The following is a 17,656-nucleotide window of genomic DNA, read 5'->3' as shown; positions in this document are numbered from 1 at the left end:
GGGAGGAAAAAAGACTTTAATGACAAGGATATCGCATGTTTTCAGATAAAGAGATTGCCAGAGAATATCGGGATAAGGCGCTTAACCTCGTTAACCTCATGTACAACGAGGTAAGAACATTACAGGGGAAAGTGCCTGAAGACGAGCACAAGAAATTTCGCGGCATTGTTGGGAATGGCATCGTGGACGTATTCGATAAGCTGATTAAAGAAATTGAAGCGATGCATCCTGACCTGAAAGTGGCTGACATGCCAGCCTATGCGGACGCTGAAAAGCGTAAATAAAAAACAGCCAGTCGATGCAAACATCGACTGGCTGTTCTCGAACATTTATTGGATTAACTAAAGAAGTTAATCAGTGCAGCACACAAAACGGCGGCAATAGCAGCCTGCGGCGAATGGCTTGCCGCGGAGCCAATTTCAGCGCCATGTGTTGCCGCGGAAATCAATGAGTCCAGCATGGTGTTCCTCCCGAATCAGCGACACGATCATACTGCTGACTCGAGGCAAGTAAAGTACAAATTAATGACAATTTCGTGCGCCAGATTGTATTTTTTATCACCAAATTACTTGTTAACAATTGAGCAATAAAAAAGCAATCCCGCTACTCCATTCCCAGCTCTTTTAATTTACGCGTCAGGGTATTTCTGCCCCATCCGAGTAATCTTGCCGCTTCCTGTTTATGCCCCTGCGTGTGCCGCAGTGCCGTCGTCAGCAATGTCCTTTCCATTTCCGGTTGGGCTTCTGCCAACAGGTTTTGATGACCGGAACGCAGCGCGCGATCGGCCCATTGTGCCAATAGCGTGGCCCAACTGTCCGGCAGAATATGCACGGTGGAATCCGGTGCGGTGGTCTCGAACAATTCAGGCGGCAGATCCTGAATCAGCACTTCCTGACCGGCGGCCATGACTGTCAACCAGCGACAGGTGTTTTCCAATTGGCGCACGTTGCCGGGCCACGGTAAACGGGTTAGCGCTGTTTCCGCTTCTGAATGTAGATTCTTCGGCTCGACGCCCAGTTCTTTGGCCGTAGCCTGCAAGAAATAACGTGCCAGGCGAGGGATATCTTCCCGACGTTCACGTAGCGGTGGCAGATGAACGCGGATTACATTCAGGCGGTGAAACAGGTCATCGCGGAATTTGCCTTCCTGCACGCGTTGTTCAAGATTTTGGTGCGTTGCCGCGATAATACGAACATCCACTTTTACCGCGGCATAACCGCCAACGCGATAAAACTGCCCGTCTGCCAATACGCGTAACAGACGTGTTTGTACGTCTAGCGGCATATCGCCGATTTCATCCAGAAACAGCGTACCGCCATCGGCTTGCTCAAAGCGGCCCTGACGAATCTGGTTTGCGCCCGTAAACGCGCCTTTTTCATGGCCGAACAGTTCTGATTCGATCAGATCCTTGGGAATGGCTGCCATATTCAGCGCGATAAAAGGGGCTTTGGTACGTGGGCTGTGGCGATGCAGGGCATGTGCCACCAGCTCTTTACCGGTTCCCGATTCGCCATTAATCAGCACGCTGATCGACGAGCGAGACAGGCGGCCGATGATGCGGAAAACATCCTGCATCGCGGGGGCTTCGCCAATAATATCCGTTGTCGGGCCATTGATCGGCTGGTTGCGTACCGGCTGCTGCTGTTCCAGATAATGGCTGATCGCGCGCTCAACCAGCGCAACGGCTTCATCAATATCGAACGGCTTCGGCAAATAGTCGAACGCACCCTGTTGATAAGCGCTGACGGCGGCATCCAGATCGGAATGTGCCGTCATAATGATGACCGGGAGCATTGGGTGGCGCTGTTTGATTTGCTGTAAGAGCGCTAATCCATCCATCCCTGGCATACGGATGTCGGACAGCAGAACGTCGGGCGTTTGTGTCGCCAGCGCATGCAGTACCTGATTTCCGTTCTCAAACGTTGCGCAGGTTAAACCCGCACCAGCAAGCGCGCGCTCAAGCACCCAACGGATGGAGCTATCGTCATCGACAATCCAGACTATCCCTCGTTGCATTGTGAACCTCACTGGCGAATGGGCAGGTAAACCGAGAATTCGGTGTGTCCTGGCCAACTGTTAAATTCAATTTTACCGGAGTGTTGGTCGATAAGACTGCGGGCGATGGAAAGCCCTAAACCGGTTCCCCCTTCGCGTCCGCTCACCATCGGGTAAAACAGTGTGTCCTGTAGTTGAGCAGGTACGCCGGGGCCGTCATCTTCCACGTCAATACGAGCGGCGAGACGATAGCGCACACCGTGTAACGTGAGCTGAAAAGCCGTGCGGGTACGTATCGTAATCGTTCCGCCTTCCTCGCCCAGCGCCTGTAGCGCGTTGCGGGTGATATTCAGCAGTACCTGTTCAATCTGATCGGGGTCGTGCGTCAGCTCTGGCAGGCTGGGGTCATAGTCTTTCACCAGCGTTACGTTATCCGGCTTCTCCAGTGAGACAAGCTGGCAAACGCGTTCAGCGACCTGATGGATACTTTGGGTGACGTGCAGGCCGGGCTGCTGTGGCCCGAGCAGGCGATCAACCAGATTACGCAGGCGATCCGCCTGTTCGATAATGACCTTGGTGTATTCCGTCAACGCTGGGTCAGGCAGTGCTTTAGCAAGCAACTGCGCGGCACCGCGCAATCCGCCAAGCGGATTTTTTATCTCATGCGCCAGACCTCGGACCAAATCACGGGCGGCCTGCTGTTGTGCATGTTGAAGCTGTTCCTGACTGAGACGGCGCTGGTTATCCATCGGTGCCATTTCCAGTAGGATAAAATCGTTCTGTACCCGCTGAGCGGTGAGCGACATGATGTGCGCTTTGCCATCTACGACGATGGTGACTTCGTTATCCGTAAAACCTTGCCCTGAATCCAGACTTTCACGCAGTAAATCGATATTCAGAGAAAAATATCCCAACAAATCGGGCAGCGGCGTGCCGGATAGTTTACGCGAACTTTGTGCCAGTAATTGCTGTGCTGCCGGGTTGGAATAGTGAATCGCCAGATCGTTATCCAGCAATAAGATGCTGTTTATCAGGGAATTTAGGATCTGCCCAGCATCGGGCAGCGTGCCTGTTGCCATAACGCAGACTCCCGCACCGTCGTGGTGCATTGTAGTGTGGATGATGGATGTTACGTCGCAACGGCCAATGCCGGTGGTGAAAAAAGCCCATCCGAAGATGGGCTGAAGCGTTTCCACGGCAACAAAACAAACTTCTTAGTATTCTGTTGTTTATCGGTCATGGTCGGGTATCAGCACACCCAACCACGCCGAGGTAGAGATTAGACGCTGTAGTTATTAGACGCTTAGCTATTAAACGCTGTAGTACAGTTCGAACTCAACTGGGTGCGGAGTCATACGAACGCGGTCGATCTCTGGTTTACGCAGTTCGATATACGCTTCGATAGCGTCATCAGTGAACACACCACCACGGGTCAGGAACTCGCGGTCTTCGTTCAGTGCAGCCAGGGCCTCGTCCAGAGAACCAGCAACTTTTGGAATCTCTGCTTCTTCTTCCGGCGGCAGGTCGTACAGGTTTTTGTCCATCGCATCGCCAGGGTGGATTTTGTTGATGATGCCGTCGAGGCCAGCCATCAGCAGTGCAGCGAAGCACAGGTACGGGTTAGCTGCTGGATCTGGGAAGCGCGCTTCGATACGACGTGCTTTCGGGCTAGCAACCACTGGGATACGGATTGAAGCAGAACGGTTACGGGCAGAGTAAGCCAGCATAACAGGGGCTTCGTAGCCTGGGACCAGACGCTTGTAGGAGTTGGTGGTCGGGTTCGCCAAGGCGTTGATGGCTTTAGCGTGCTTGATAACACCGCCGATGTAGAACAGCGCCATTTCAGACAGGCCGCCGTATTTGTCGCCAGCGAACAGGTTAGTGCCGTCTTTAGACAGAGACATGTGGCAGTGCATACCAGAACCGTTATCACCGAACATAGGTTTTGGCATAAAGGTCGCGGTTTTACCGTAGGCGTGAGCCACGTTGTGCACGACATATTTGTAGATCTGAATTTCGTCAGCTTTTTTGGTCATGGTGTTGAAGCGGGTAGCCACTTCGTTCTGACCAGCGGTAGCCACTTCGTGGTGGTGAGCTTCAACAACTAGACCCATTTGCTCCATGGTCAGACACATAGCAGAACGGATGTCCTGTGATGAATCGACTGGCGGAACTGGGAAGTAGCCGCCTTTCAGACCTGGACGGTGACCTTTGTTACCGCCTTCGTATGCTTTACCTGAGTTCCAGTAAGCTTCGATATCATCGATAGCTACGTGGGAACCGGAAGTGCTGCTGCCGAAACGGATATCATCGAACAGGAAGAATTCTGGCTCAGGCCCGAACAGGACGGTATCGGCAATGCCGGAAGAACGCAGGAAATCTTCCGCACGTTTCGCGATAGAACGCGGGTCGCGGTCATAACCTTGCATCGTGCCTGGCTCGAGGATGTCGCAACGAATGATCAGTGTAGAATCTTCGAAGAACGGATCGATCATTGCGGTGCTGGCATCGGGCATCAGAACCATGTCTGACTCGTTAATACCTTTCCAGCCGCCAATCGAAGAACCATCAAACATTTTACCTTCTTCGAAGAAGTCGGCATTGACTTGATGAGCCGGAATGGTGACGTGCTGCTCTTTACCTTTAGTATCAGTGAAGCGTAAATCAACAAACTTCACTTCGTGCTCATTCAGCATCGTCAAAACATGTTCTGCGGACATACTTGGTTCTCCCGATTGGTCATTTATCGTCGTGGAACGAATATCGTTGTGGATTGATGTTGTTGCCGTGAGTAGACTAAAGCTAAAAGTGTGCCAACTTTTTAAATGTGTGCAATGTGTTGCTCCTTGGGGCTTTCTCACGTAAACCCACTGCACCATTATAGTCTAAAGCACCAAAATGGTGCTCCATATGTGAATTATTGCACTTATTTGGTGCATTCATGTTCGCTTGTAGCGCTTTTGCACCGTGAAAGGGATCACAAAGCAGGCAGCTCTAGGTTGTTTATCATAGATGCTTGTGATCTTGTTTAGTCCCTCGATTAATACGTGTACAATAGCGCGCTATTTCTAAATGCCTGAGGCAAAGCTGTGATCGAAAATTTGCGTAACATCGCCATTATTGCGCACGTTGACCATGGGAAAACCACCCTGGTTGACAAGCTGTTGCAACAATCCGGAACGTTCGGTGAACGTGTCGAAGCAACCGAGCGTGTAATGGACTCCAACGATTTGGAGAAAGAGCGTGGAATTACCATCCTCGCAAAAAATACCGCCATTAATTGGAAAGACTACCGTATTAACATCGTAGATACCCCGGGACACGCCGACTTCGGCGGCGAGGTTGAGCGTGTAATGTCGATGGTTGACTCGGTACTGCTGGTTGTTGATGCGATGGATGGCCCGATGCCGCAAACGCGTTTCGTGACCAAAAAAGCATTTGCCAACGGTCTGAAGCCAATTGTGGTTATCAACAAAGTTGACCGTCCTGGTGCGCGTCCTGACTGGGTTGTCGATCAGGTATTCGACCTGTTCGTGAACCTGGATGCGACTGACGAGCAACTGGATTTCCCGATCATTTATGCTTCTGCGCTGAATGGTATCGCGGGTCTTGACCATGCTGACATGGCGGAAGATATGACTCCGCTGTATCAGGCGATTGTCGATCACGTTTCTCCGCCTCAAGTTGAGATGGATGCGCCGTTCCAGATGCAGATCTCTCAGCTGGACTACAACAACTATGTTGGCGTTATCGGTATCGGCCGTATCAAGCGCGGTAAAGTTAAGCCTAACCAACAAGTCACTATTGTTGATAGCGAAGGCAAAACCCGTAACGCTAAAGTCGGTAAAGTCCTGACTCACCTGGGTCTGGAGCGTATCGACGCGACTGAAGCGGAAGCAGGCGATATCATCGCGATCACCGGTCTGGGCGAGCTGAACATTTCCGACACCATCTGCGATCCGCAGAATGTCGAAGCGTTGCCAGCACTGAGCGTCGATGAACCTACCGTTACTATGTTCTTCAACGTTAATACTTCACCATTCTGCGGTAAAGAAGGTAAGTATGTTACGTCGCGCCAGATTCTGGAGCGTCTGAACAAAGAGCTGGTGCACAACGTTGCCCTACGCGTTGACGAAACCGAAGACGCTGATGCGTTCCGCGTTTCTGGCCGTGGTGAATTGCACCTGTCAGTTCTGATCGAAAACATGCGTCGTGAAGGCTTTGAACTGGCCGTATCACGTCCGAAAGTTATCAACCGCGTTATCGACGGTCGTAACCAAGAGCCGTTTGAAAACGTGACGCTGGACATCGAAGAACAGCACCAGGGTTCAGTCATGCAAGCCATGGGTGAGCGTAAAGGTGATGTGAAAGACATGATCCCAGATGGCAAGGGTCGTATCCGTCTGGATTACCTGATCCCTGCTCGTGGCCTGATCGGTTTCCGTACCGAATTCATGACCATGACGTCTGGTACTGGTCTGCTGTACTCCACGTTCAGCCACTACGATGACGTGCGTCCAGGTGAAATCGGTCAACGTCAGAACGGCGTGCTGGTTTCCAACGGTCAAGGTAAAGCAGTCGCGTTTGCACTGTTCAGCCTGCAAGATCGCGGTAAACTGTTCCTCGGACACGGTGCAGAAGTGTATGAAGGCCAGATCATCGGTATTCACTCACGTTCTAACGATCTGACAGTAAACTGTCTGACCGGTAAGAAACTGACCAACATGCGTGCATCGGGTACTGATGAAGCAACCACACTGGTTCCGGCGATCAAAATGTCTCTGGAACAAGCGCTGGAATTCATTGATGACGACGAATTGGTTGAAGTTACGCCACAGTCTGTCCGTATTCGTAAGCGTCACCTGACCGAAAACGATCGTAAACGCGCTAGCCGCGGCAGCAAAGACGTCTAATTTCAGACGGATTTGTCTTGTTACGCAACAGGGCACCTTCGGGTGCCCTGAATTTTATGCGCTTTCTTCCACTTTAACCTTTCCTTTATATTTCCTCTCTGTTCAGTTTCTCCATTTCCCGCTACAGTGAAAATCCTACGATTACGTCAGGAGGTCACTGCCATGCTGTATATCTTTGATTTAGGCAATGTCGTCATAGATATTGATTTCAATAGAGTATTGGGTGTCTGGAGTAATCTGAGCAGCGCGCCGCTCGCGACGTTGCAAGAGCGTTTTGTCATGGGCGAAGCGTTTGAACAGCATGAGCGGGGTGAGATCAGCGACGAGGAATTTGCCACCAGACTGTGCCAGGAAATGGGCATCGCTCTGAGCTTCGAACAATTCACCGCTGGCTGGCTGGCTATTTTTGTCGCGTTGCGTCCTGAGGTTATCGACATCATGCAACGCCTGCGTCAGGAAGGGCACCGCGTGGTGATTCTGTCGAATACCAATTGTCTCCACTGTTCACACTGGCCTGCGCTATTCCCTGAAGTGGCGACGGCGGCCGACAAGCTCTACCTGTCGCAAGATATTGGATTACGTAAGCCGGAGCTGGCGATTTACCAATATGTCCTGACAGAGGAAGGCGTTCCGCCTGCGCAAGCCGTCTTTTTTGACGATAATGCCGCGAACGTCGATGCGGCACAAAGCCTAGGCATTCACAGCATTCTGGTGACCGATCGTCTGGTGGTGCCGGATTTTTTCGCCATGCAGGCGACGACGGCTAAAGCATGATTTATATCGTAGGGGCGGGCACAGCCCCTATTGGGAATGATAACATCAGGAGTAGTTGGGTTTTATGATTGCGCTAATTCAACGAGTATCCAGCGCCAGCGTTACGGTAGAAGGCAGTGTGGTTGGGGAAATCGATAAAGGTTTACTGATCTTGCTGGGCGTTGAGCAGGGCGATGACGAACAAAAAGCCACGCGACTCTGTGAACGCGTGTTGGGTTACCGCATATTCGGCGACGATGACGGAAAAATGAATCTCAATGTTCGTCAGGCAGGCGGCAATGTGCTGGTGGTTTCGCAGTTTACGCTAGTTGCCGATACGCAGCGTGGCATGCGGCCTGGTTTTTCTCGCGGTGCGCATCCCTCAGAGGCCGATCGCCTCTATCAATATTTTGTCGGACAGTGTCGTGAGCAAGGCGTTCACACGGAAACGGGGCAGTTTGCGGCAGATATGAAAGTGGCATTGGTTAATGACGGCCCGGTGACGTTCTGGCTACAGACATAGCGTTGTCGCGTCATAGGTCTGTAATGTCATGGTGTTGTAACATGCTATTACCGTTGCCATTCCGCGTATAAATTTGCTTCAACAGTCTGATTTCATGAACCCTGATGCAATGAGGCATCTCGGTATAGAGGAAGGGTTATGTATCATTTGAGAGTACCTGAAAGCGCTGAAGAACTGGATGCGTACTATCAATTTCGCTGGGAAATGCTGCGTAAACCTCTGCACCAACCGCTGGGCTCCGAACGTGATGCCTATGATGCTCTGGCACATCACCAAACTGTGGTGGATGAACAGGGAAGGCTGGTTGCGATTGGGCGTCTTTCTATCAATGCGGATAATGAAGCGGCAATCCGTTTTTTAGCTGTTCACCCCGACGTCCGAGGGAAAGGGTTAGGCACGCTGCTTGCGATTACCCTGGAGTCAGTCGCGCGTCAGGAAAGCGTCAAGCGCGTGGTCTGTAGCGCCCGTGAAGACGCAATAGATTTCTTCTCCAAGCTGGGTTTTGTGAATCAGGGAGAGATCACCGCGCCACAAACCACACCTGTGCGGCACTTCCTGATGATTAAACCGGTGGCGACGCTGGATGACATTTTGCATCGTCCTGATTGGTGCGGACAGTTGCAGCAGGCGTGGTACGAGCACATTCCCCTGAGTGAAAAAATGGGTGTGCGGATAAGCCAGTACACTGGAAAGCAATTTATTACCACCATGCCTGAAACGGGCAACCAGAACCCGCATCACACGCTTTTTGCTGGCAGCATGTTTTCTCTCGCTACGCTCACCGGGTGGGGATTAATCTGGCTGTTGCTGCGTGAACGACACCTCGGTGGAACGATCATTCTGGCGGATGCGCACATTCGTTACAGTACGCCGGTGAGTGGCCGCCCGAACGCCATCGCTGATTTAGGGTCGCTCAGTGGCGATCTGGATCGTCTTGCGCGCGGTCGCAAGGCGCGTGTGCAGCTCAATGTTGAGCTCTTCGGTGATGACAATAAAGGGGCGTTGTTCGAAGGGGTTTATATCGTGCTGCCTGCTCAACCGGATGCGCCGCTGGAAGAAGGTGGCTCAGTAGTGGATTAACCCTAATCTCGATCGCTTAAAGATCGAGATACCGGGGGCTACCACGGTGCGAGGCATCCCTGCGGAAGCCTCATCACCGTGTTTTGAAAACGTAATAATTACGGCGTTTCTGTCACGGTTCCCTGATGCATTTGCTGTCTGATGGGATGATCATTGCTATCTACACCTTGCAGCGTGCCGTTTAGTGTCGGCTTCAGTGGCGTATCTGCGGCAAGTCGCCCATTCAACTGCAATTGCAGATTCGTATTACCCGTCGGTGCGGTTGCGGGTTCTGGCCATCCCCAACGCGTCAGAACATCCAGCGGTACAGCGCGTCCTGTCAGTGACAGGGAGAAATTGCGAGTAGGTTGCTGGTTGATCGTTGCCTTGGCATCCATCATGCCATTTTGCGTAAATGCGCTGAGTTCGTTAATGGAGATCTGATTATCGTCGGCTACCAGTGCCATCGAAGGACGGCGCACATCGGCTTTATTAAACGTCGCGTCGCTGGCATTAAGATTCAACGATCCTGTCCACATTCCCCACTGGTGGTTGCGAGCCAGCAGCAAATCGCTGCCGTAGCCATCCAATGCGGTTAGCTGGAAGGGGAAATCTGGGTTGATATCGATCAGCAGATTGCGGTTCGCCGTGAATTTTCGCACATTCACTTCTGCTAGCCATGATGGCAGAGTCGCTTGCCAGCGCTGACGCCAATCGCCGGGGAGGGTGTACTCCATCCCTGCGACAACAAATTCATTCAGCTGTAAACGGTGGTTACTGCGCTGCCAACTGCCGTTTGTTCGCAGTAAACCGCCTTCCCAGCGCGTAGAGAACTGCTTGATGTTAATGCCTGCCGGTGACAAATCCAGATTCACGATAGGGTCGATAAGGTGCATGTTGCCGTTCACAATGTCGGTCGCATTGAATGACAGCGTTCCCCCTTCGCTCTGCCAGTCATTCTGCTTGAACGTGACATTTTGCAGGGCAACATCAAGGTCGATAAACGCCCATCCCGGCCCTTCAATACGGGCATCAATCAGATCAAAGCGGTCAACGGTAACAGAAGGCAGTTCGGTAACGGGCTCCCAGAAGGCCTCCGGCGTTCTCTGCGTTTGCAAACGGACATTGCTGAGTCGCAGGCTACCGATCTGCCAGCTGCCGTCTTCTGCGCGGCTGGCGTTGCCTGTTAGCTGCCCTTGAGCAACATCCGCGCCGAAATTGCTCAGAATCAGCTGGTTGTGATTGATTTCGCCCTGAACCAATACCTGACTGGCGGGAATATCGTTGAGTTCGAGTGAACGTGCGCTGAGCTGGAACTGTCCCTGTTTACCCAGCAGGTAGCCGGCTTCGGGCTGCCACGGCATCATTCCGCCGTTGATCTGTTGACCATTCAGACGCCAATCGCCGTCCTTTGCCTGCAACGCCATGGTACGCAGCTGTAGCACATCGGCTTCGATAGGGAGTGTGGCGGCCTGTGAGGAAAGGTTTAGCGTGCCGCCTTCCAGTTCAAGACTGGCGAAATGGCGCGGCTCGGTAATTTGACGGGCGCTAAACCCAGCTGAAATCTGCTTTGCAGTGAGTGTCGGCGGCTGATTTTTCTGGCCAAAACTGACATCGGTGAGTTGGATATGATCGGCTGTTGACCAGTCATGATTAATTTTGCCCAGTGACAACTGGTAGTCGGTATTCTGGTTTACCCAATTGCTTACCCAGCCAGCTGCCCAACTGGTTTGCAGCAATACATATACGACCACCAGCGCTAAAAAGGCCAGCAGCAGTAGGGTCAGCAATAATTTCCCGATAAATTTCATCGTGTCAGTCCATGCCAATCGTCAGGGAGAACTGTTCTTATGCCGCAATTTCCCTGAAGGCTCAATAGGTAATGCTGTTACAGACAGTAAAAAGCGAGCGGTGTTGCATCACCGCTCGCTTTTACATGAACTGAAATTATTGCGGGCTGGCGCTATTTTTCTTCGTGTGGGAAGACGATATTCAGCACGATTGCGGTAATCCCGCCAGCGGCGATACCGGAAGACAGTAATGTTTTAATCCAATCCGGCGCGAATTGCAGAATCAGCGGCTGCTGCGATACGCCAAGACCAACAGCCAGCGACAGCGCAATAATCATGATCGCACGACGATTCAGCGGCTCACGGGACACAATGCGCACACCAGAAGCGGCGATCGTACCAAACATCACGATAGTGGCACCGCCCAGAACTGGTTCTGGAATATGCTGCACAAATCCACTAACGGCAGGGAACAGCCCCAGCGCGATCAGCATCAGTGAAACCACGAAGCCTACATAGCGGCTGGCAACACCGGTAAGCTGGATGACGCCGTTATTCTGGCCGAAGCAAGAGTTAGGGAAAGTATTGAATACGGCAGAAAGGCAAGAGTTCAAGCCGTTTGCCAGCACGCCGCCTTTTAAGCGTTTCATGTACAGCGGGCCTCTGACTGGCTGCTCAGAAACGTCGGAGGTTGCGGTGATGTCACCGATGGTTTCTAACGATGTCACCATGAAGACCAGCATCAGCGGAATCAACAGGTTCCAGTCAAAGCCTAGACCGTAATGCAGCGGCGTAGGCACCATAATAATCGTCTCATTTTGAGCAGGGGCGCTTTCCGGCAGCATTCCCATCAACCAGGCACCCAGGTAACCCACCGCCATGGCAATCACCAGCGAGGCGACGCGCAGGTAAGGATTACGTTGGCGGTTAAGCAGAATAATAACCAGCAGCACTGCACCCGCTAATAGTAAGTTCTTGGGCGCGCCGAAGGTGTTATTACCCATTGCGGCATAGCCGCCGCCGATGGAGGTCAGGCCGACCTGAATCAGTGATAGACCAATGATCATCACCACAATGCCGGAAACCAGCGGGGTAATGATGCGGCGGGTTAAATGCAGGAAGCGTGAAAGAATGATTTCGGTGAAGGAAGCGACCATCAGCGTACCGAACAGTGCTGCCATCATCGTGGGAACATCCGCTCCGCCGTTTTTCAGCGCCAGTCCACCCATAATCAGCGGCGTCACGAAGTTAAAGCTGGTGCCTTGAATAGACAGCAGACCAGAACCAACAGGGCCCCAGGTTTTAATTTGTAGAATAGAGGCCAGACCGGAAGCGAAAAGCGACATGCTGATGATGCGCTGCGTATCCTCAGCGGGTAAACCTAATGCCTGGCAGATCAGTAGCGCGGGGGTAATCACCGCAACAAACATGGCAAGCAGGTGCTGACTGGCGGCGAACAGCGTTTGCGGCAGCGGCGGTCTGTCTTCAAGATGATAGATGAGTTCACTGCGCTGAGGTGCGGCAGCGGCTTCTGTTTGGGACGTTTCCGTGGTGGTAGTCATGATGTAAGTTGGCGTTCCTGAAACGACAAAGAGCGCATTTTAATGATCTCTTTGCTGAAAGCAAACGTTTGCTAACTCATCTTTTCGATATGAATTTTGTCTGGCAAGCAAGGCCTTATTATTTAAAGGGATACTTTTAAGAAAAATGAAGAATGCGCTGCTGTGATTAGGCGTTGGTGTACCGTGCGCGCTCTGGTAGCCAGCGTTCGATTAGCGCGATGGCATGCTCGGGATAGTGCTCATGAAGATGGCGAGCAACGCGCTGCACCTGTGGGATCAGTTCCTGATCGCGCAGGAGGTCGGCCACTTTAAACTCGGCATTGCCCGTCTGGCGCGTACCTAATAATTCACCGGGTCCGCGAATTTCTAGATCGCGCTGCGCGATAACAAAGCCATCGTTGCTGTCGCGTAGAACCTGAAGCCGTTTTTGTGCGGTCTTGCTCATTGGCGTTTTGTAGAGCAGCACACAGTGAGATGCCACCGCGCCGCGACCTACGCGCCCACGTAACTGGTGCAGCTGCGCCAGACCCAGACGCTCCGGGTTTTCAATGATCATCAGGCTGGCATTGGGTACATCTACACCCACCTCGATGACGGTAGTCGCCACCAGCAGTTGCAGCTCGCCCTGTTTGAAGGCCTGCATTACTGCCTGCTTTTCCTGTGCTTTCATGCGACCGTGGACCAATCCGACCTTGAGATTCGGCAGGGCTGCCTTCAGTTCTTCGCTGGTGGCTTCTGCTGCCTGTGCTTCCAGAAGGTCGGATTCTTCGATCAGCGTACACACCCAATAGGCCTGCCGTCCTTCCTGCTGGCAAGCATTGCTCACGCGCTCGATAATGTCGCTGCGGCGTGAATCCGGTATCGCGACCGTAGTGACTGGCGTTCTGCCCGGCGGCAGTTCATCAATGACGGACGTATCCAGATCGGCATAGGCCGTCATCGCCAGCGTACGGGGAATCGGTGTCGCGGTCATAATCAATTGATGGGCATGAAAGCCCTGTTCTTCGCCTTTTTCCCACAGCGCAAGGCGTTGATGCACGCCAAAGCGGTGCTGTTCGTCAATGATGACCAATGCCAGCCCGTTGAATTTCACCTGCTGCTGAAAAATAGCGTGCGTCCCGACAACCATGGAAACCTGACCGTTGGCGATGGCATCCTGCTGCGCCTGACGCGCTTTCCCTTTTTGTTTGCCAGCTAGCCAGCCCACTTCAAGCCCTAGCGGTTCAAACCACTGACGGAAATTATGGGCGTGCTGTTCGGCCAATAGCTCTGTTGGCGCCATCAACGCAACCTGTTTGCCGTTGGCAATGGCACGTAATGCTGCCAGCGCAGCGACCAGCGTTTTCCCTGAACCGACATCGCCCTGCACCAGACGCATCATCGGGAAGTCTTTCGCCATATCCGTTTCAATTTCGGCTACAACACGTTCTTGCGCCTGTGTGGGTTTGAACGGCAGGGCAGCGAGCAACTGTTGCTTTAAGCCGTCTTGCGCCTGTAGCGGCGAGGCTTTATGCCGCTGCTCCCCCGCTCGCACGGCGAGCATACTCAGGTTATGCGCTAACAGTTCTTCCATAATCAGCCGCTGTTGCGCCGGGTGTTTCCCGTGCTCAAGCTCGCTGAGCTGCATATCCGGCGGAGGACGATGTAACGTGCGCAGCGCATCCGGCAGGCTAATGAGCGATCGGCTTAGAGATTCAGGTAGCAGCTCATCGATGTGGTTTGCATCGAGCAATGCCAGCGCCTGATCGGTCAGTTTGCGGAGCGTCGCCTGACGAACGCCCTCTGTGGAGGGGTAAACCGGCGTGAGCGATTCTTGTAACTCGACCTGCGTACTATCTCCCTGAACACGATATTCAGGATGGATGATTTCCGCACCGATTTTGCCACGCTTGATTTCGCCATAAGCGGTAACGCGCTGTCCCGGTGCGAGGCTGTTTTTCATCGCGGCGCTGAAATTGAAGAAGCGCATGGTCAGCATGCCGCTGCCATCGCTGATTTGGCAGGTCAACATGCGACGGCTGCCAAAGGTGATGTCGTTGCGTAGGATTTCACCTTCCACGGTGGCATACATACCGGGGAGGAGGTCGCCAATCGGGTAAAGATGCGTGCGGTCTTCGTAGCGCAGAGGTAAGTGCAGCAGGAGGTCCTGCACGGTTTCCAGCCCAAGTCGTGCGAGCTTCGCTGCCTGACTTGCACCCACGCCGGTAAGTGTACTCAGCGGTTGGGTGTTCAGCAGGCGGCCTTTCATCAGCACTCCGACGATTGCATCGCGGCCCACCACGGGGTATCCGCTACAATCTGACCCTGATGGTCAATATAAGGGCGAGGCAGCCCTTTACGTTTTGCGACGCGCGCCAGTACCGGGTAGCCCCCTTCAAAAAGCAGGCGCTGCTGCTCTTCTTCATCAAGCGGGCTGTCTTCACGCTGGTACATACCGGCGATTTGACGTTGGCGCTGGGCTTCATACAGGATCAACGCCGAGGCTACAGACACATTCAGCGACTGCACCATGCCAGTCATCGGAATGATGATATCCCGATCGGCCAGTTTGAGCGCTTCGGCTGTAATACCGGTTTTTTCTTGTCCGAGCAGAATACAGGTCGGGCGGGTGTAATCAATTTCCCGAAAATCGACCGCGTGCTCAGACAAATTGGTCGCCAGAACCTGCATGCCTTCGGCCTTCAGGTGGCCAACCGCATCACCTATGTTGCGATGGGTTTTAACCTGCACCCAGCTATTGCTGCCTGCGGCGGAGGAGACCAGCGTTTTCATCCGGCTGGTGGGCCAAATCGCATGGACTTCATGCACTCCGACGGCATCCGCCGTACGGATAACCGCAGAAACGTTATGAGGCTTATGCACCTGCTCCATGCAAATCGTCAGATCGGGCTGACGACAGTTGAGCATTTCTTTTATGCGTGCATAACGTTGAGGAGTCATGACGATTAATTTCGGTTACGGTTAACTTTGATGACATCCGGCATCACGCGAATTTTACGCATAATATTGGCCAGATGAACGCGATCGAGGGTAGTGAGGCGGATGAAGACGCTGTATACGCGGCCGTCTCTCTCTTCCGTGTTTATGCTCTGAATATTGGAGTTTGCAGCGTTGATCGCGGCCGTCAGATTCGCCAGTGCGCCCTGATGGTTGAACATATCCACTTTTATTTCGGCGATGAACTCTTGTTCCGTCACCTTATCCCACTCTACCGCCATGAATTTTTCAGGTTCTTTCTGATAGCCGCGAATGTTGCGGCAGGATTCATGGTGAATAACGAGCCCTTTACCGGGGCTGACGTGGGCAATAATCGGGTCGCCAGGGATAGGGCGGCAGCATTTGGCAAATGAGATCATGACGCCATCTGCGCCCTTGATCGGCAACTTGCGCAGCCCGGTTGTGCCTAGTTCAGATTGTTCGTTCAGCAGATTTTTCGCTACAACGACGCTCATGGCATTACCCATACCAATTTCCGCCATCAGATCGTCCAGCGTGGCGAGCTTCATGCGCTCAAGCTCAAGCTGAATCGACTTTTCAGGGATGTCGGAGAGTTTGCGGCCATTGCCTAATGCATGGTTCAGCAAGCGGCGGCCGAGACTCACGGAATCATCACGCTTGAGGTTTTTCAGCATCTGGCGAATTTTGGAGCGCGCTCTGGAGCTAACCACAAAGTTAAGCCACGCGGCATTCGGTCTGGCGCCAGGTGCGGTAATGATTTCAACGGTTTGACCGCTGGTGAGCGACTGTGACAGCGGGTAAGGCTGGCGGTCGACGCGTGCGCCGACGCAGGCGTGGCCAATATCGGTGTGTACTGCGTAGGCGAAATCGACGGGCGTCGCGCCTGCGGGGAGTTCCACAATACGGCCTTCTGGCGTAAAGACGTACATCTCGTCAGGGAAGAGATCGGACTTAACGCTTTCGATAAATTCAAACGAGCTACCGGCACTTTGCTGGAGTTCTAGCAGGCTTTGCATCCAGCGTTGGGCGCGTACCTGTGCGGTGGTGCTACTTTCACCTTCTTTATAGGCCCAGTGCGCGGCGACACCCATTTCCGCCATTTGATCCATATCATCGGTGCGAATCTGCACTTCGACTGGCACGCCGTGCGGGCCAATTAGAGAAGTATGCAGTGATTGATAGCCGTTGGCTTTGGGAATGGCTATATAGTCTTTTACCCGGCCCGGGCGGGGTTTATACAGGCTGTGAACCTGACCGAGCACGCGATAACAGGTGTCCTGCTCTTTCACGATGACCCGAAACGCGTAAATATCCATGATGGAATGAAAACGCTGCTCTTTCAGGTGCATTTTGCAGTAGATGGAGTACAGGTGTTTTTCGCGACCGCTCACGCGGCAGGCAATCCCGGCTTCAGTCAAACGTCCTTCGATTTCCGACAGGATTTTCTGAATCATTTCCTTGCGGTTACCGCGTGCGGCCTTGACGACCTCTTTAATGACGCGATAACGGTTCGGATACAGCGCCTCAAAACCCAGCTCTTCCAGCTCGGTTTTGAGGTGATGGATACCCAACCGGTGTGCCAGCGGGCTGTATATTTCCAGCGTTTCGCGGGCAATGCGGCGGCGCTTGTCCGGGCGCAATGAGCCCAGCGTGCGCATGTTATGGGTACGGTCTGCGAGTTTGATCAGGATGACGCGAATATCCTGCACCATCGCCATGATCATTTTGCGAAAGTTTTCAGCCTGCGCTTCTTTCTTATCGCGGAACTTCAGCTTGTCCAGCTTGGACACGCCCTCTACCAGTTCAGCAACGCTTTTACCGAAAAGCTGTTCCATGTCCTGATAGGTGGCGGGGGTGTCTTCTATGACATCATGCAGCAATGCTGCCATCAGCGTTTCGTAATCGAGACGCATCTCCGCCAGAATACAGGCGACGGCAACGGGGTGCGTGATATAGGGTTCACCGCTGGAGCGAGTCTGCCCCTCGTGAGCATCACGTGCAACTAAGTAAGCCTGCTGTAAACGTTTGATCTGATCTTCTGGCAGATAACGTTGAATCAGCAGATTAAGGCTTTCGAAAATGTACAAGGGCGACTCGTGGTGT

At 52.9% G+C, this 17,656-nt stretch carries 14 protein-coding genes; 5 read left to right on the top strand and 9 right to left on the bottom strand.

Annotated features, from left to right (window positions below):
• Positions 1 to 35 precede the first annotated feature (35 nt).
• Positions 36 to 284: a hypothetical protein gene (locus tag QWJ20_RS19525; protein WP_433993274.1), complete on the top strand. Its 249-nt coding sequence runs from the start codon at positions 36 to 38 to the stop codon at positions 282 to 284.
• Between the two features lie 53 nt (positions 285 to 337).
• Here QWJ20_RS19525 and QWJ20_RS19520 read toward each other — a convergent pair whose 3' ends face one another.
• The 4 genes from QWJ20_RS19520 to glnA all read right to left on the bottom strand — a co-directional run bounded on the left by QWJ20_RS19520 (position 338) and on the right by glnA (position 4,715).
• Entirely contained in the window at positions 338 to 460 is a 123-nt protein-coding gene (locus tag QWJ20_RS19520; RefSeq protein ID WP_010298130.1) for a YshB family small membrane protein, read from the bottom strand.
• A 143-nt stretch (positions 461 to 603) separates the two neighbouring features.
• Entirely contained in the window at positions 604 to 2,016 is a 1,413-nt protein-coding gene (gene glnG / locus QWJ20_RS19515; protein ID WP_039487448.1) for a nitrogen regulation protein NR(I), read from the bottom strand.
• 8 nt (positions 2,017 to 2,024) lie between these two features.
• Complete coding sequence (gene glnL, locus QWJ20_RS19510) at positions 2,025 to 3,074, bottom strand: nitrogen regulation protein NR(II) (protein ID WP_010298136.1); 1,050 nt, start codon at positions 3,072 to 3,074, stop codon at positions 2,025 to 2,027.
• A 231-nt stretch (positions 3,075 to 3,305) separates the two neighbouring features.
• Positions 3,306 to 4,715: a glutamate--ammonia ligase gene (gene glnA / locus QWJ20_RS19505; RefSeq protein WP_119888944.1), complete on the bottom strand. Its 1,410-nt coding sequence runs from the start codon at positions 4,713 to 4,715 to the stop codon at positions 3,306 to 3,308.
• A gap of 369 nt (positions 4,716 to 5,084) precedes the next feature.
• Here glnA and typA point away from each other — a divergent pair, with 369 nt between their 5' ends.
• The 4 genes from typA to fabY all read left to right on the top strand — a co-directional run bounded on the left by typA (position 5,085) and on the right by fabY (position 9,264).
• Positions 5,085 to 6,908, top strand: a complete 1,824-nt coding sequence (typA, locus tag QWJ20_RS19500; protein ID WP_095701099.1) for a ribosome-dependent GTPase TypA — start codon at positions 5,085 to 5,087, stop codon at positions 6,906 to 6,908.
• Positions 6,909 to 7,070: 162 nt separating this feature from the next.
• Positions 7,071 to 7,682 (top strand): glucose-1-phosphatase, encoded by a 612-nt coding sequence (gene yihX / locus QWJ20_RS19495; RefSeq protein WP_433993273.1) that lies wholly within the window; start codon positions 7,071 to 7,073, stop codon positions 7,680 to 7,682.
• Between the two features lie 64 nt (positions 7,683 to 7,746).
• Complete coding sequence (gene dtd / locus QWJ20_RS19490; protein WP_010281657.1) at positions 7,747 to 8,184, top strand: D-aminoacyl-tRNA deacylase; 438 nt, start codon at positions 7,747 to 7,749, stop codon at positions 8,182 to 8,184.
• Between the two features lie 138 nt (positions 8,185 to 8,322).
• Positions 8,323 to 9,264, top strand: coding sequence for a fatty acid biosynthesis protein FabY (gene fabY / locus QWJ20_RS19485; protein ID WP_095993243.1), 942 nt, complete (start codon positions 8,323 to 8,325; stop codon positions 9,262 to 9,264).
• A gap of 98 nt (positions 9,265 to 9,362) precedes the next feature.
• Here fabY and QWJ20_RS19480 read toward each other — a convergent pair whose 3' ends face one another.
• From QWJ20_RS19480 to spoT, 5 genes are all read right to left on the bottom strand, one after another.
• Entirely contained in the window at positions 9,363 to 11,054 is a 1,692-nt protein-coding gene (locus QWJ20_RS19480; protein ID WP_433993272.1) for an AsmA family protein, read from the bottom strand.
• Positions 11,055 to 11,206: 152 nt separating this feature from the next.
• The gene (locus tag QWJ20_RS19475) at positions 11,207 to 12,595 is read right to left on the bottom strand and encodes a nucleobase:cation symporter-2 family protein (protein WP_433993271.1); all 1,389 of its coding nucleotides are present in this window, start codon (positions 12,593 to 12,595) and stop codon (positions 11,207 to 11,209) included.
• Positions 12,596 to 12,761: 166 nt separating this feature from the next.
• Complete coding sequence (recG, locus tag QWJ20_RS19470) at positions 12,762 to 14,843, bottom strand: ATP-dependent DNA helicase RecG (protein WP_174870204.1); 2,082 nt, start codon at positions 14,841 to 14,843, stop codon at positions 12,762 to 12,764.
• A complete protein-coding gene (gene trmH / locus QWJ20_RS19465) occupies positions 14,843 to 15,535 on the bottom strand; it encodes a tRNA (guanosine(18)-2'-O)-methyltransferase TrmH (RefSeq protein WP_095993239.1) in 693 nt (230 codons plus the stop codon). The genes recG and trmH overlap by 1 nt, the downstream gene beginning before the upstream one ends.
• Positions 15,536 to 15,540: 5 nt before the next feature.
• Entirely contained in the window at positions 15,541 to 17,640 is a 2,100-nt protein-coding gene (gene spoT, locus QWJ20_RS19460; RefSeq protein ID WP_095701104.1) for a bifunctional GTP diphosphokinase/guanosine-3',5'-bis pyrophosphate 3'-pyrophosphohydrolase, read from the bottom strand.
• Positions 17,641 to 17,656: the final 16 nt, after the last annotated feature.

Source organism: Pectobacterium sp. S5, from assembly GCF_051707265.1.
In the GTDB taxonomy this organism is placed as follows: Bacteria; Pseudomonadota; Gammaproteobacteria; order Enterobacterales; family Enterobacteriaceae; genus Pectobacterium; species Pectobacterium polare.
Note: the sequence above shows the minus strand (reverse complement) of the source record. Positions and strands in the feature narration are given on the sequence as shown.

Bases quoted from the DNA above. Each gene is read 5' to 3' on its own strand.
- QWJ20_RS19525 (WP_433993274.1), top strand. From the start codon at position 36: ATGTTTTCAGATAAAGAGATTGCCAGAGAATATCGGGATAAGGCGCTT.
- QWJ20_RS19520 (WP_010298130.1), bottom strand. From the start codon at position 460: ATGCTGGACTCATTGATTTCCGCGGCAACACATGGCGCTGAAATTGGC.
- glnG (WP_039487448.1), bottom strand. From the start codon at position 2,016: ATGCAACGAGGGATAGTCTGGATTGTCGATGACGATAGCTCCATCCGT.
- glnL (WP_010298136.1), bottom strand. From the start codon at position 3,074: ATGGCAACAGGCACGCTGCCCGATGCTGGGCAGATCCTAAATTCCCTG.
- glnA (WP_119888944.1), bottom strand. From the start codon at position 4,715: ATGTCCGCAGAACATGTTTTGACGATGCTGAATGAGCACGAAGTGAAG.
- yihX (WP_433993273.1), top strand. From the start codon at position 7,071: ATGCTGTATATCTTTGATTTAGGCAATGTCGTCATAGATATTGATTTC.
- dtd (WP_010281657.1), top strand. From the start codon at position 7,747: ATGATTGCGCTAATTCAACGAGTATCCAGCGCCAGCGTTACGGTAGAA.
- fabY (WP_095993243.1), top strand. From the start codon at position 8,323: ATGTATCATTTGAGAGTACCTGAAAGCGCTGAAGAACTGGATGCGTAC.
- QWJ20_RS19480 (WP_433993272.1), bottom strand. From the start codon at position 11,054: ATGAAATTTATCGGGAAATTATTGCTGACCCTACTGCTGCTGGCCTTT.
- QWJ20_RS19475 (WP_433993271.1), bottom strand. From the start codon at position 12,595: ATGACTACCACCACGGAAACGTCCCAAACAGAAGCCGCTGCCGCACCT.
- recG (WP_174870204.1), bottom strand. From the start codon at position 14,843: ATGAAAGGCCGCCTGCTGAACACCCAACCGCTGAGTACACTTACCGGC.
- trmH (WP_095993239.1), bottom strand. From the start codon at position 15,535: ATGACTCCTCAACGTTATGCACGCATAAAAGAAATGCTCAACTGTCGT.